The organism is Janthinobacterium sp. NFX145, from assembly GCF_049810325.1.
GTDB lineage: Bacteria > Pseudomonadota > Gammaproteobacteria > Burkholderiales > Burkholderiaceae_D > Janthinobacterium > Janthinobacterium rivuli.
This window is the reverse complement of the sequence record NZ_CP187360.1, coordinates 1,526,961-1,541,396: the sequence shown is the minus strand read 5'-3', so window position 1 is coordinate 1,541,396 and position 14,436 is coordinate 1,526,961. Positions and strand designations below refer to the sequence as shown.

11 protein-coding genes are annotated in these 14,436 nt (G+C 64.7%); 1 reads left to right on the top strand and 10 read right to left on the bottom strand.

What is annotated here, in order from left to right:
* Positions 1–84: 84 nt before the first annotated feature.
* Positions 85–582 carry a pyridoxamine 5'-phosphate oxidase family protein gene (locus ACPJXG_RS06895; RefSeq protein WP_035821078.1) on the top strand — a complete coding sequence of 166 codons (498 nt, stop codon included), beginning with the start codon at positions 85–87 and terminating at the stop codon, positions 580–582.
* Between the two features lie 109 nt (positions 583–691).
* Here the strand turns inward: ACPJXG_RS06895 and ACPJXG_RS06890 are convergent, their stop codons facing one another.
* The 10 genes from ACPJXG_RS06890 to ACPJXG_RS06845 form a co-directional block, all read right to left on the bottom strand.
* A complete protein-coding gene (locus ACPJXG_RS06890) occupies positions 692–955 on the bottom strand; it encodes a hypothetical protein (protein WP_425253778.1) in 264 nt (87 codons plus the stop codon).
* Positions 956–1,209: 254 nt separating this feature from the next.
* Positions 1,210–1,569 carry a KGG domain-containing protein gene (locus tag ACPJXG_RS06885; protein ID WP_176388985.1) on the bottom strand — a complete coding sequence of 120 codons (360 nt, stop codon included), beginning with the start codon at positions 1,567–1,569 and terminating at the stop codon, positions 1,210–1,212.
* Positions 1,570–1,774: 205 nt separating this feature from the next.
* Positions 1,775–2,449, bottom strand: a complete 675-nt coding sequence (gene pdeM, locus ACPJXG_RS06880) for a ligase-associated DNA damage response endonuclease PdeM (RefSeq protein WP_425253777.1) — start codon at positions 2,447–2,449, stop codon at positions 1,775–1,777.
* Positions 2,446–4,911: a ligase-associated DNA damage response DEXH box helicase gene (locus ACPJXG_RS06875; protein ID WP_425253776.1), complete on the bottom strand. Its 2,466-nt coding sequence runs from the start codon at positions 4,909–4,911 to the stop codon at positions 2,446–2,448. The genes pdeM and ACPJXG_RS06875 overlap by 4 nt, the downstream gene beginning before the upstream one ends.
* Positions 4,912–4,918: 7 nt before the next feature.
* Positions 4,919–6,559, bottom strand: a complete 1,641-nt coding sequence (locus ACPJXG_RS06870) for an ATP-dependent DNA ligase (RefSeq protein ID WP_425253775.1) — start codon at positions 6,557–6,559, stop codon at positions 4,919–4,921.
* Positions 6,552–7,583, bottom strand: coding sequence for a ligase-associated DNA damage response exonuclease (locus ACPJXG_RS06865; RefSeq protein WP_035821091.1), 1,032 nt, complete (start codon positions 7,581–7,583; stop codon positions 6,552–6,554). The genes ACPJXG_RS06870 and ACPJXG_RS06865 overlap by 8 nt, the downstream gene beginning before the upstream one ends.
* A gap of 90 nt (positions 7,584–7,673) precedes the next feature.
* A complete protein-coding gene (locus ACPJXG_RS06860) occupies positions 7,674–9,353 on the bottom strand; it encodes a RecQ family ATP-dependent DNA helicase (protein ID WP_425253774.1) in 1,680 nt (559 codons plus the stop codon).
* A 116-nt stretch (positions 9,354–9,469) separates the two neighbouring features.
* The gene (locus tag ACPJXG_RS06855; protein ID WP_425253773.1) at positions 9,470–9,868 is read right to left on the bottom strand and encodes an MAPEG family protein; all 399 of its coding nucleotides are present in this window, start codon (positions 9,866–9,868) and stop codon (positions 9,470–9,472) included.
* Positions 9,869–9,916: 48 nt separating this feature from the next.
* Positions 9,917–13,315 (bottom strand): PAS domain S-box protein, encoded by a 3,399-nt coding sequence (locus ACPJXG_RS06850; RefSeq protein ID WP_425253772.1) that lies wholly within the window; start codon positions 13,313–13,315, stop codon positions 9,917–9,919.
* Positions 13,312–14,436 (bottom strand): hybrid sensor histidine kinase/response regulator, encoded by a 1,125-nt coding sequence (locus ACPJXG_RS06845; RefSeq protein ID WP_425253771.1) that lies wholly within the window; start codon positions 14,434–14,436, stop codon positions 13,312–13,314. The genes ACPJXG_RS06850 and ACPJXG_RS06845 overlap by 4 nt, the downstream gene beginning before the upstream one ends.

Sequence of the window (14,436 nt, the reverse complement as noted above, 5' to 3'; positions counted from 1 at the left end):
GGCCTGCTACGTAAGCTGCCGTACAGAGCCGCGCGCCGCGCCCGCCTATGCTGTTGTTCAGGACAATCAAACAGGAGCAAGCACATGCAACAGTATTCCAGCGAACAACTGGCCAGCATCGCGGCCAAGATCAAGGACGTCAAATTCGGCATGCTGACCACCAGCGACGACATGCGCACGCTCACCAGCCGGCCGCTGACGCAGCAGCAGGTCGATAGCGAAGGGCACATCTGGTTCTTTGTCTCGGACGAGGCCGCCTACACGCGCGACTTGCTGAACAATCCGCAAGTCAATGTCAGCTTCGTCGACACGGGCGACAGCCTGTATGTCTCCGTCTGCGGCCACGCGCAATTGCTGAAGGACCGCGCCAAGGCGGAGGAGTTGTGGAGCCCGCTGGTGAAAGCCTGGTTCCCGGGCGGACTCGACGATCCGAAGCTGTCGCTGATCAAAGTGACGATACAGTCGGCCGAATACTGGGATAGCAGCGCCAGCAAGATGATGCAATTCTATGAGATGGCCAAGGCCGCCATCACGGGCGAGCCGCCGAAGGACCTGGGCGAACACGGCCGGGTCGATCTGTAGCCTAGCCTTCGTGATTGACCCGCGCGCACGCAGGCATGGCCAGCCGGCGTGCGCGAACACGCTTTGCGGCTGGCCCTGTGGGGATGATCAAACAGTCAGGAAGGAAAGTTCAGACGCCCGTACTGCCCGTGGTGTCCGGCGCATTGTCGGCGCTCTGCCGGCTCTGTCCGGCGACGCCGGACTGGTGATGGGGCAAGCGGTCGGCGCGCCGTACTTCGCCGATGGAAAACAGATCGTCGCCGATATCGAGGCCTTGCTCGCTATCGACCAGCACAAAGTTTTCGGCCGAATCGGCCGTGCTTTGCTTGCTGCCCGCCGTGGATGGCGTGCCGCCCTGGCTATTGCCCGCGTGCGGCGTATTCGAGTTGCCCATTATCTTCTCCCTGATCGTGAGTGAGTACCTGAGTGCAAGTTGACTGCAAGTTGACTGCGAGGTGATGGCACGGTGATTGCACCTTGCCAGCCCAGCTCATTCATCATAGTCCATGGCTGCTGCATTGCATCAAAATTGTGCGGCAAGCGGACAGATGCGACATGACCAGCGGCGCACCTGCCTGCCGCTGGTCATGCTCACTTGCTACTGCTTGCTACTGCTTGCTACTGCTCGTGACTACTTGTTACCGCTTCTTACTGCTTGTTGCGCGACCCCGAACTGGATCCCGAACCACCGCTTTGCTTGTTGCCACTGTCACGGTTGCCATCCTGGTTCATGCTGGCATTGTCGCGCGTCCCGCTGGAACTGGAAGCGCTTTGCCGGTTGGCATCGTTCTTGTGGCTTTGGCTGCCTGCACGGCGTGCCTCTTCCGACGTGAATTCATGCGCCGTGCCTTTTTCATGCGCGGCACGTCCGCCTTCGCTGGCGATTTCACGCTGCTGGGCGGGATCCATGGAAGCGAAACCCCGTTTGCTGGTATCGCTTTGCTTGTTGCCGCCGCTGCCGCTACTGGTTTTATTACCTTGCTGTTTATTGTCGCTCGATGTGGCCATGATGATCTCCTTGATCGATGGAATCAGAAACAATGCAAAAAACAATGCAAACCATGCAATTCTTCCCCCTCGCATGGCAAGGGAACCGTCATCTTAGTGCGCACATGGGGCACAAGAAATAGGAGGATGGCAAGAGCGCATGTAGGATGAGTCCCGCCTACGGTAGCGTAGTTACTTTTAGTTTTCCACCAAAAGTACCAGACACTCAGCAGTTAGCGGGTAGTGCGAAAATCGCCGCGTCGGCCGTCACGTAGACACGTTCGCCAGCGGCTGGCAGCACCGCATGGCCGCCCGTAAATGCGCCAAACGAGGGCAAGATGACGCACTGCTGGCCCAGCAGGAAACACGGCAGGCGTAAGCCGCCTCTTTCAGCGCGCAAGTGAAACACGGGATGCACGTGGCCGGCCAGCACATAGCCGGGCGCGGCGGTGTCCGGGTGATGGCAGAACGACAGCTTGCCCACCTGGTGCGGTTCATCGACCATGCAGATCCCCAGCGCGGCGGCCGGGTCGCCCGCATGCGCATCGTGGTTGCCGCGCACCACCGTCAGGCGCACGTCCGGATGGCGCGCGCGCCAGGCCAGCATGGCGGCCACGGTGGTGGGCGCATGCGCGGCGCGCGCATGCAGAAAGTCGCCGAGAAAGACGATTTCCTCGCAAGCGTAACTGGCCAGCAAGGCGTCGAGCGCCAGCAGGTTTTGCGTGGTGGTGCCGCGCGGCACGGGCACGCCCAGCGCGCGGAACGCGGCCGCCTTGCCGAAATGGATGTCGGCGATGATCAGCATCTTGCGCGCCGGCCAGTACACGGCCTTGTGCGCCAGCAGCCATAGAATCTCGCCGGCCAGTTCCACCACGCAGTGCGCCTGCCGCGACTCACTCATGCGGCCGCCTTTTCCAGCGCGCTGACCAGCCGCGCCACCCGGTCCGACAGCTTTTCCGTCGTCAGCTGTTCGCGGAAGCGCTCGACCATCAGGCCGAAGGCAAATGGCGAGGCCCGCTCCAGCGCTTGCAGGCTGATGCTCCTGCCATGCAGCTCGCGCAAGGTGGCGCGCAGGCGCGTCAGTTCCAGCTCCTGTTCCAGCACTTCGCGCTGCGCCTGCGTGAGCAGCAAATTGGCCGCGTCGTGCTTGCGGAACACTTCAAAAAACAGCGAGGACGAGGCCTGCAGCTGGCGCGCGCTTTTCGGCTGGCCCGGATAGCCCTGGAACACCAATCCCGCGATGCGGGCGATTTCGCGGAAGCGCCGCTGCGACAATTCCGTCGAGTTCAGGCTGGCCAGCACGTCCTCGAGCAGATTGTCCGTGCTGAACAGGGCAAGATCGGCGCCGCTGGCGCCCGTCAACAGCGGAGAAAAATCGATCTCGGGCGTGCCCAGCAATTCAAAGCCGTAATCGTTGACGGCGATCGACAAGGTCGCCGGCTGCACGCGCGCGATGCGGTAGGCCAGCAAGGACGCCAGGCCCAGGTGCACGGAGCGTCCCGCAAACGGATACATGAACAGGTGGTGGCCTTCGCGGCTGGACAAGGTTTCCAGCAATAAGGTCGCGCGCGTGGGCAGGCTCGACCATGCCTGCTGGATGGCCAGCAGCGGCGCCAGCGCGCGCATTTCCGGCCCGCTGGCCTTGCCTTCCTGCGCCAGTTGCAACTGGTCGAGCACGGCATGCGCGAGTTCCGACGACAGCGGCATCTTGCCACCCTGCCAGCGCGGCACGGCGCCGCGGCTGCCTGTGGCGCGCCGCACGTAGGCCGTCATTTCGTGCACGCGCACGAATTCCAGGATGCGCCCGCCAAACAGAAAATGGTCGCCCGACTTCAGGCGCGCGATGAACGATTCCTCGATGCTGCCGATGCGGCCGCCACCGAGGAACTTGACCTGGATCGCCGCCTCCGACACGATGGTGCCGATGCTCATGCGGTGGCGCCGCGCCAGCGCCACGTCCGGCACGCGGTACACGCCCTCCTCATCGGGCAGCACCCTCCGGTATTCCGGATACACGGTGAGGCTTTGCCCGCCGCGCGCGACGAAATCGAGCGCCCATTGCCACTCGTCCAGGGTCAGGTCCCGGTACGACCAGGCGGCGCGCACTTCCGCGTACAACTCGGGCGACGCAAAACCGCCACCCAGCGCGATCGTCACCAGGTGCTGCACCAGCACGTCGAGCGGCTTGTCCGGCACGGGCCGCGCTTCCAGGTGGCCTTGCGCCAGGGCGGCCCGGGCAGCAGCCGCTTCCAGCAATTCCAGGCTGTTGGTGGGCACCAGGGTGACGCGCGAAATGCGCCCCGGCGCATGGCCGCTGCGCCCGGCCCGCTGCACCAGGCGCGCGATGCCTTTCGCGCTACCCACTTGCAGCACGCGCTCGACGGGCAGGAAATCGACGCCCAGGTCCAGGCTGGACGTGCACACGACGGCTTTCAGTTCGCCCGTTTTCAGGTGCTGCTCGACCCACTCGCGCACTTCGCGGTCCAGCGAACCGTGGTGCAGGGCGATCAAGCCGGCCCAGTCGGGCCGCGCATCGAGCAGGTGCTGGTACCACAGCTCGGCCTGCGAACGCGTGTTGGTAAACACGAGGGTGGTGGCGCTGCCTTCGATCTCGGCGATCAGCGGTTGCAGCATCTGAATGCCCAGGTGGCCGCCCCAGGGAAAGCGCGTGGGGTTGGTGGGAATCAGGCTGTCGACGAGGATGCGTTTTTTAATTTTCCCTTCCACCAGCACGCCGGCGTTTTCCTCGCCCAGCAAGACGTCCTGCGCCTGCCGCAAATTGCCCAGGGTGGCAGACAGGCCCCACGTCATCAACGTATCATTCCAGCGGCGCAAGCGGACCAGCGCCAGCTGCACCTGCACACCGCGCTTGCTTCCCATCAATTCATGCCACTCGTCGACGATCACGGTTTCCAGCAAACTAAAACGTTCGCGGGCATCCGCCTGGCTCAGCATCAATGACAGGCTTTCCGGCGTCGTGACGAGCACGTCGGGCCAGGCCTTCGCCTGCCGCGCGCGCTGCGCGGCACTGGTATCGCCCGTGCGCGCCTCGATGCGCCAGCCGGGCGCAAGCTCTGCGCTAGAACCTTGCAGGGCGCGCACGGTGTCGGCCGCCAGCGCTCGCATGGGCGTAATCCACAGCACGCGCAAGCCTTGCTTTCTGCTTTTGCGCGCCAGCCGCTCGGCGCGCAGCAAGGCGCCGAACCAGACGGCATAGGTCTTGCCCGATCCCGTGCTCGCATGCAGCAAACCCGATTGCCCCTGTGCAGCCGCACGCCAGACGGCGCGCTGGAACGGGAATATGGACCAGCCGCGCATGCCGAACCAGGCGTCGATGCGCTGCGCCAGCGCGCTTTTGCTCATCGCTTGCTCATGTGTTTTGCGCCAGCATGGCCTTCAGGGTGGCCAGGGTGTCCGCATCGGCGATGGCCTTGTCGTCACGCCGGCGCAGAATGCGGGGAAAGCGCACGGCGATGCCCGCCTTGTGGCGGCTGGACGCGGCGATGCCTTCGAAGCCGATCTCGAACACCATCGTCGGCTTGACGCTACGCACGGGGCCGAATTTTTCTATCGTCGTCTTGCGGATGGCGGCATCGACTTGCCCGATTTCCGCATCCGTCAAGCCCGAATACGCCTTGGCGAACGGCACCAGCTTACGTTCCCCCTGCTCGCCTTCCGCTACGTCATCCCACACGGCGAACGTGTAATCCGTGTACAGCGACGCGCGCCGGCCGTGGCCCGCCTGGGCGTAGATCAGCACGGCGTCGACGGCATACGGGTCGATCTTCCACTTCCACCAGGTGCCCACGTCTTTCGTGCGGCCCACGCCATACGCGGCCGACCTAGCCTTGAGCATCAAGCCTTCCACGCCGCGCGCCCGCGATTCGCTGCGGATGGCGGCCAGCGCCTCCCAGCTTGCCGCCGCTATGCGCGGCGACAAACGCAGCGCGGGAGAAGCCACGCCGGCCACCACCGTTTCCAGCAATGCGCGCCGCTCGATCTGGGGCAGCTGGCGCACGTCCACGCCATCGAGTTCCAGCACATCGTAGGCCACGAGCACGGCCGGCAATTCAGCCAGCAACTTGGGCGAGACGCTCTTGCGGCCCATGCGCTGTTGCAAATCGGCAAAGGGTGCCGGCACGTCGCCCGGCTGCCAGACAAGGATTTCGCCATCGAGCACGGTGCCTTCGGGCAAAGTCAGCTGCGCCAGTTCGGGAAAGCGCTCCGTGATCAATTCCTCGCCGCGCGACCACAGCCAGTTCACGCCTTCGCGGCGCAGCAGCTGGGCACGCATGCCGTCATATTTCCATTCGGCCAGCCAGCCGCCGACGTCGCCCAAGTTCTCCGGCCCCGCCTGCAAGGGATGGGCGAGGAAAAACGGATATGGCTGGCCGCCGCGCAGCGCATGTTCGCCATCGGACTGCGCGGCGATCAGTTTGAGAAAACCCGCGCCCGTGGGGCTGACCTTGCCATCAGTCCAGCCCATCAGGCGCTGGGCGATCAGCTTGCTGTCGACGGCGGCAATGGAGGCCAGCGCGCGCGTCACCAGCAGTTTGGAGACGCCCACGCGAAAGCCGCCGCCGATCAGTTTGATCAACAAAAAACGTTCGCGCGTTTCCAGCTCGTCCCAGTAGGCCAGCAAGTCGGCGCGGATGGTGTCGGGCGGCGCGCCGCGCAACGGCGCGATGCGCTGCTCGACCCACTCGGCCAGGCCGACGTCGCTGCGTTTGGCTGGCGCGGGCAGGATCAGGGCGATGGTTTCGGCCAGGTCGCCCACGGCGTGGTAGGCCTCGTCGAACAGCCAGGCATCGAGGCCCGCGCGCTCGGTCGCATACTCGCGCAGCAACTTGGTGGGCACGGCCTGGCGCGGCTTGCCGCCGGCCAGGAAGTACACGGCCCAGGCCGCATTCTCGGGCGAAACACAGCGGAAATAGGCTTGCAGGGCCGCCAGCTTGCGGCTGGTGGACGTGGTCTCGTCGAGTTCCGCGTACAGCCGGGCAAAGTCACGCATGGGGCGCTGCCTCCTGCTGTGCCACTACGCCGTCTTCCGCCTCGTCGTCGCCATATTCCGTCTCAAAGCCGCCCGCCTGCCAGCCGTTCTGCTGCAGCCAGCGCACCATCACGGGAATCGAGCCATGCGTGACGATGATGCGTTCAGCCTGCGTGGCCGTGATCGCTTGCATCAGGCCGGGCCAGTCGGCATGGTCGGACAGAACAAAACCCCGGTCCACGCCACGCCGCCGTCGCGCGCCGCGCAGCAGCATCCAGCCGCTGGCGAACGCATCGCTGTAGTCGCCGAAGCGCTTCATCCACGGCGAGCCGGCGGCCGACGGCGGCGCGATCACCATCGCCGTCTTCAGGGCCGCCTTGTCCGTCACGTCGCTCACCATCACGGTGGCGGGCAAGGCCACGCCCGATTCGCGGTAGACCTGCGTCAAGGCCTGCGCCGCGCCATGGCAGATGATGGGGCCGATGGAAGGATCGAGCCCGGCCAGGATGCGCTGCGCCTTGCCGAAGGCATAGCAGAACAGCACACTGGTGCGCCCTTCGGCCGCATTCCTGCGCCACCACTGGTTGATGTCATCATTGATTTCCTGCGGCGCCTGCCAGCGGTAGATGGGCAGGCCGAAGGTCGATTCCGTAATAAAAGTATCGCAGCGCACGGGCTCGAACGGTACGCACGTGGGGTCCGGCTGCAGCTTGTAGTCGCCCGACGCCACCCACACTTCGCCGCCCACTTCCATGCGCACCTGGGCCGAACCCAGCACGTGGCCGGCCGGATGCAGCGACACGCGCACGCCGTGATGGTCGATGGTCTCGCCATACGCGAGGCCCTGGATGGACACGGCGCCCAGACGCGCGCGCAGCACTTGCTCGCCGGGCGCGGCGCACAGGTAATGCCGGTGGCCAACTCTCGCATGGTCGGCGTGCGCATGCGTGATGATGGCGCGCTCGACGGGGCGCCACGGGTCAATGTAAAACTGACCCGGCACACAGTACAAGCCCTCCTTGCGTACCACCACCATGTCTGCCATGCCCTGCCCCCTGCGTTAAAAAAAGCGCGTTGGAATGGGCTGATTCTAGCGCGCTTGCGCCAAATCACTGTTCGGCAGCGCACCATGGTTTCATGCGGGCACAACGAACTCCGCCATGAAGGTGCGCGTGGTGTTTTCCGGAAAGGCAATGGTGACCTGGTCGCCCGCCACCGACAGCACGGTGCCGATCTGGTAGCGCGGTACGCGCACGCGGCTGCCGACGGCGATCTGGGGCGCTGGCGCGGGCGGCGGCGCTTCAGCAGGCGCTGGAGGGAACTCGTCGAGGGAGATGGGCGCGGCCAGCGCGGGCGGCGACAAGCAATTGTCGCAGGTGCAGCAGCGCTCAAAATCGTCCGCATCGCCAAAGTAATCGAGCAGCAGTTTCCAGCGGCACAGGCCGCTTTGCGCATATGCCACCATCTGCTCGAGCGCCTGTTTGTCGCGCTCCTGCTTGTCGACGTAGATCTGCGCCAGTTGCGCATACGAAGGCGTGGCGGACGACGGCGCTGTCAAGCGGTAGCCCAGCTTGCGATCCTGGCGCAGCAGCTTGCCGTCTTTTAACAATTTCAGGCAGACCTTCAAGTGGCCGTCGGAAAACTCGGGCAAGCTGGACGCCAGCGCAGCGAACGCAAACGTGGCTGGCAATGTTTGCGCGGCCGCCACGATGGCCGCCAGTTCTTCCGCCGTGGGATAGTGCTTGGCCAGAAAGAATTGCTGCACCCGCTTGTCTTCCTGGAAATACAGCAAGGTGCAGTCGGCGGGCAAGCCGTCGCGCCCTGCCCGGCCCGATTCCTGGTAATACGCTTCCAGGTTGGCCGGCACCTGCAAGTGGATGACGAAGCGCGTGTCGGGCTTGTCGATGCCCATGCCGAAGGCGTTGGTGGCGACCATGATGCGGCGTTCGCCATTCATGAACAAGTCCTGGTTGTGCTTGCGCTCGCGCGCCGCCAGCTTGCCGTGGTAGCACGTGACGCTCTCGCCCAGCTCCGCCAGCCGCGCCGCCAGATCCTCGACGGCCTTCACGGTGGCCGCATACACGATGCCCACGCCGGCCGTCTCGCGCAGCAGGCGCAAGACTTCGTCCTGTTTTTCTGCGGCATTCGTGACCTGGATCACGCGGTAGCGCAAATTGGCGCGGTAGATGCCCGTATTGATGACCTGCAGCTTGCGCGCTTCCAGCTGCGCGTCGATATCGTCTATCACTTCTGCGGTGGCCGTGGCCGTCAGCGCCAGCACGGGCGGACGGCCCAGCGCGCGCAGGGCGGACGCGATGTCGAGGTAGGCGGGACGGAAGTCGTGGCCCCACTGGGAAATGCAATGGGCTTCATCGATGACGACCAGGCTGGGCGGCGCACTGGCCAGCAGGGACAGAAAATCGGCGCTGGCCAGGCGTTCCGGCGTGCAAAAGATGATGAGCCTGCCACCCTGGCTGATGCGGGCGATGGCCTCGTCCTCTTCGGCGCGCGACAGGCTGCTGTTGAGCTGCACGGCCGTGATACCCAGTTCATGCAGCTTTTCCAGCTGATCTTTCATCAGCGAAATCAGCGGCGACACGACCAAAGTGGCGCCCGGCAATAGCGCGGCGGGCAACTGGTAGCACAGCGACTTGCCGCTGCCGGTGGGCATGATGGCCAGAGTGTCGCGCCCGGCCAGCACGCTGTCGATGACGTCTTGCTGGCCCGCGCGCAGCCGCATCACGCCAAAGACCGTGCGCAGCAGACGCTGTATGTGCTTGCCGGACTTGCCGGATTGGTTCGCAGTAGCCTGCATGATTGCCATCCCAAAAGTAAAAGCGCCATGCCGGCGCCCTTGCGCCTGGCTGCAGTTACTTTACGGCCGGGCCTGGCGCGCCGCCATAGGACGGCTGCCACAGCCCGTGTAGGACTTCAAGAAGTAAACAGGATGGCCCAGAACAGCATCAACAAGCCGGCAATCGACACGCACCAGACGAGCGTGCGCACGACGGGCACGCCAAACGCGTACAGGGGTAAATACAGCACGCGCGCGGCCAGGTACAGGGCGGCGCCATACAGGGTGAGCGCGCTTTCCTGCGCCGTCACGTGGGCGATCAGCACGGCGGCGGCGAACAGCGGCAAGGTTTCGAACAGGTTTGCCTGGGCCCGCCGCAAGCGGGCCGTGACCTTGCCCACGGGCGGGCCGTCGCCGTCGCGCGCGCTCACGTTATAGGCCGTGCCCGTTTCGCGCGTGCGAAATAGCGCGGCCAGCAGGATTTGCACCAGCGCCAGCACCAAAGTACAGGCCAGCATCGTCAGTTCAGGGGTCATGCCTTACCTCTGCGGGTGAGACGGGCAAGCCATGCCGGCGCGTGCCCGTCAGGGTTGGTCGAGTGCCGCTTGCAACTCCATCAAATCATAAGGCTTGCGCAAGACGCTGGCGGAAAAGCCCAGCTCATCCATCGATTCCTTGCCATAGCCAGTGGAAAAGATGATGCGCATGTCCGGTTTGTCGCGCAACACCATGCGTGCCAGCGCGATGCCGGACATGCCGGGCAGGCTGACATCCGTAAACAGGATATCGAAGTCTTGCTCGTTGAGCAATTCCCACGCCGCCTCGCCATCGGACACGCCGCTGACCGTGTGGCCCAGCATGCCCACCAGTTCGCACACCATCAGCTGGGAATCGAGATTATCTTCCACCACGAGTATTTTCATCGATGTCGGCATGTCACCCTGCGGTGTTGGCGCATGGCCCGTCAAGTCCAGCCCCGGCGTGCCGCCGCCCAGCACGCTGGACGCCGTGCTGCCGTCCGCCTGAATGCCGGCCACCGGCGCGCCGGACCGCTCAAACTGGCGCGCACGCATTTGCTGCTGGCGATTGGCCAGCACATGGCGCAGCTTGCGCGCCAGCTCTTCGCGCCGGTAGGGTTTGCTGAGCAATTCCACTCCCGCGTCGAGCCTGCCCTCGTGCACGATGACATCCTGCGCGTAGCCCGACGTAAACAGCACGGCGATATCGGGCTGCAATTGGCGCGCCTGCAGCGCCATCTCCGTGCTGCTGACGGGACCGGGCATGATCACATCTGTAAACAGCAAATCGATCTGCGCGCCGCTGTGCAGCACGGCCAGCGCGCTTTCACCATCCTCGGCCTTGAGCACCTGGTAGCCCAGCGCCCCGAGCATGTCAACCACGGTGGTGCGCACACCGACGTCGTCTTCCACCACCAGCACCGTTTCCGTGCCACCCGTGACGACGCCGCTCAATTCCAGTTCCTCATCCGCTTCCGCCATCAGGGAGCGGGGCAAATAGATTTTGACTCCCGTGCCCACGCCAGGTTCACTGTAAATGCGGATATGACCGCGGCTTTGCGTGACGAAGCCGTACGCCATCGACAAACCCAGGCCCGTGCCCGCGCCTTCCGGCTTCGTCGTGAAAAACGGCTCGAACGCGCGCTGCAGGACGGCGCCGCTCATGCCGCGGCCCGTGTCCGTCACTGACAGCATCACGTACTGGCCGGCCGGCACGTCGACCAGGTTGTGCACATACTGTTCATCGAGCACGACATTGCCCAGCTCGATGGTCAGCTTGCCCGCGCCATCCATGGCGTCGCGCGCATTGATGGCCAGGTTGAGGATGACGTTCTCGATCTGGCTGCGGTCGACCAGGGTATTCCACAGTCCGCCGCCGCCCACCAGCACGATGTCGATCGCTTCGCCCAGGGCGCGCCGCAACAAGGCATCCATGTTGCGCACCACGCGCGCCAGATCTGCCACCACGGGTTTCAAGGGCTGGCGCCGCGCAAACGCCAGCAAATGCGACGACAGTTTGGCGCCCCGCTCGACGGCGGCAATCGCCGTGTCCAGGCGCTGGCGCATCAAGCCATCCGTGCCCGCCAAATGATGCAACAAATGCAAATTACCGGAAATGATTTGCAGCACATTATTAAAATCGTGCGCGATCCCCCCTGTCAGCTGCCCCACGGCTTCCATCTTTTGCGCCTGGCGCAAGGCGTCTTCCGCCTTGGTGCGCTCGTTGACTTCCTGTTCGACCCGGTGTTCGAGCGTTTCGTTCAATTCATGCAGCGCTTTTTCCACGCGGCGCCGGTCCGTGATGTCCGTCTTGACGGCGATCAAGGAACGCGTATGACCTTGCTCATCGACCAGGCGGCTGACATTGCTCGACACCCACACTTGCGAACCATCGGGTTTCAGGTAGCGCTTTTCCAGCGAGAACGACTCGCCCGTTTCCACCAGGCGCTGGAACAGCACGCTGTTACCAGGCACGTCCGCCGGATGCATGATGTCATTCATGTTCAGGCTCAGCAGTTCTTCGGCGGAACGGCCCAGCATGCAGCACAGGGCGCCGTTAACCCGCTGAAAACTGCCATCAAGGCCCAGCTCGGACAAGCCCACCGACGCCTGGCCGAAAATGGCGGCCATGCGCTCCTGGCTGGCGTTCAGTTCATCCTCGATCTGGCGCCGCTCCGTCACGTCGAACGACACGCCCACGTAGCGGCGCTGGCCCGGCACGCGACCTGCCACCACCTCGCCCTGGCGCGCGATCCAGCGCAGCGCGCCATCGGCAGGGCGGCGGATGCGGTATTCCACGTATTCAAGGGGATTGGGCGCCACAGCAAGCTTGCTGGGCCCGACCTTTTGCTGGTCGCGCGCATCAACCAGGCTCACCAGCAGGCGTTCCGTCACTTCTTCCTCGTCGGCAATGCCCCACAGGCGGCGGAAGGTGGGCGACACGAGCATCGCGCCCGTCTCGGGGAACCATTCGAAGGTCCCGATGCCACCGGCCTGCTGGGCCAGGCGCAAGCGTTCCTCGCCTTCCATGCGCTCGGTGACGTCGATGCCTTCGACGAGGATACCCGTGACCGCGCCCTCGTCATCCTTGATGGGCTGGTAGACGAAATCGATCTGGCGCTGCCCCGTCTGCCCATCCGCCGTCTGCAAATCCACTTTGACCTGGCGCCCCTCGTAAGGTTCGCCCGTGCGGTAGACCTGGTCGAGCAGTTCGATGAAACCTTGCGCCTTGACTTCGGGCAACGCCACTTCGACTGTCTTGCCCAGCAAATCGCGGTGCCCCACCAGGCGCAGATAATGCTCATTCGCCAGTTCGAACACGTGCTGCGGTCCGCGCAGCAGGGCCATGAAGCTGGGCGCCTGCTGGAACAGGGCGCGCAGCAGCGCGCGCTCCTCGCCCAGGCGGCGGTTGGCCGCGCGCACGGCCTCGCCCTCGGCCTGCAAAGTAGTGTTGAGTTCGCCCAGCTCGGCCGTGGCCAGCTTCAGCTGGCGCCCCTCTTCCATGCGCGCCGTCAATTCCAGCGCCGTGCACAGCACGCCATCGATCTGGCCGTCAGCGCCATGCACGGGCGTGTAATACAGGTCGAAACAGACGTCCGCGCGCTGGCCGTCGCGCAACAGCGGCAAACAGCATTCGCGGTGCACCTGCGTCTCGCCGCGCAACCCCGCGTCGAGGATGCGCGCGTTCCAGTCCCAGATTTCGGGCCAGACGGCCGGCACCGTATCGCCCAGCGCCGCCGGATGGCGCGCCCCGGCGATGTGGATGTAGTCGTCGTTGTAAATCATCACGTGCTGCGGGCCCCACATCAGCACCATCGCCATCGGCGAATGGAGCACGATGTCGACGCTGGTGCGCAAATGGGCGGGCCAGCCATCGAGCGGGCCCAGGCTGGTGGAAGACCAGTCGCGCTGGCGCACCAGTTCGCCCATGTTGCCGCCGCCGCGCGGCCAGGCTGGCGCGCTCATGTGGCCAGTCCCGCTTGCACGCGCACCTGGCACTGGCGCGGGATGCGCACGGTCGCCAGCGTGCCCTGCGCAGCCGTCGAAGTGAGCTCGACCGTGCCACCGTGGGCCTTGACGAACATGTTGACCGTGTACAGGCCCAGCCCCAGGCCCTGCCCCGTCTTGCGCTTCTCGCCCGCCTGCTGGAACGGTTCGAACAGGGTCGGCAGCAAGGCGGCGGGGATGACGCCGCGATTGGCGATGCGCAATTGAATGCTGTCCGCGTCGCGTCCGTCCAGGGCCAGTTGCACCGGCGCGCCCTGCTCGCCATGCGTGAGGGCATTGCTTAACAGATTCGAGATGACTTGCGACAACAGGCCCGCATCGCAGAGCCCGTGCAGCTCGCCCACGCTGCTGACCTCGACAAGGGCGGCCTGGCCGGCCGTCTCGAACTCGTCGACGATGGCGCGCGCCAGCGCCAGGTAGTCGTGCGTGCTGCTGCGCAACTCCATCGTGCCGGAACGGATGCGCGCCAGGTCCAGCAACTGGTCGACCATGCGCGCCATGCGCTTGGCGCTGCTTTCGATGCGCTGCGCCGTGACGACCACCTTCGGGTGGTCGCTCATCATCGGCAACAGCATGGCGCCATTCATCACCACCGACAAGGGCGTGCGCAAGTCGTGGCCCAGCACGGCCGTGAACAGTTCATTCAGGTGCAATGCATGCTTGAGCTCGTCGAGCTGGGCCGACAATTCGCGTTTTTGCTGGTACAACTGGACCAGCACGGCCACCTTGCTTTGCAAGGCTTTCACGTCGATGGGCTTGTACAGAAAATCGACGGCGCCCGCCTCGTAGCCACGGAAGCTGTAGCTCGGTTCGCGTGACGCGGCCGTGAGGAAAATCAGGGGAATGCTGCGCGTGCGCTCGCTGCCGCGTATCAGCTCGGCCAGTTCAAAGCCATCCATCTGCGGCATTTGCACGTCGATCAGGGCCAGCGCCACGTCATGCGTCAACAGCAATTCCAGCGCTTGCGCGCCCGAGCTTGCCTTCAGGATGACAATACCGGGCCGTGCCAGCACGGCTTCGGCGGCGACCAGGTTTTGCGCGATGTCGTCAACGACGAGGATATGGATAGGTGCGGTCAC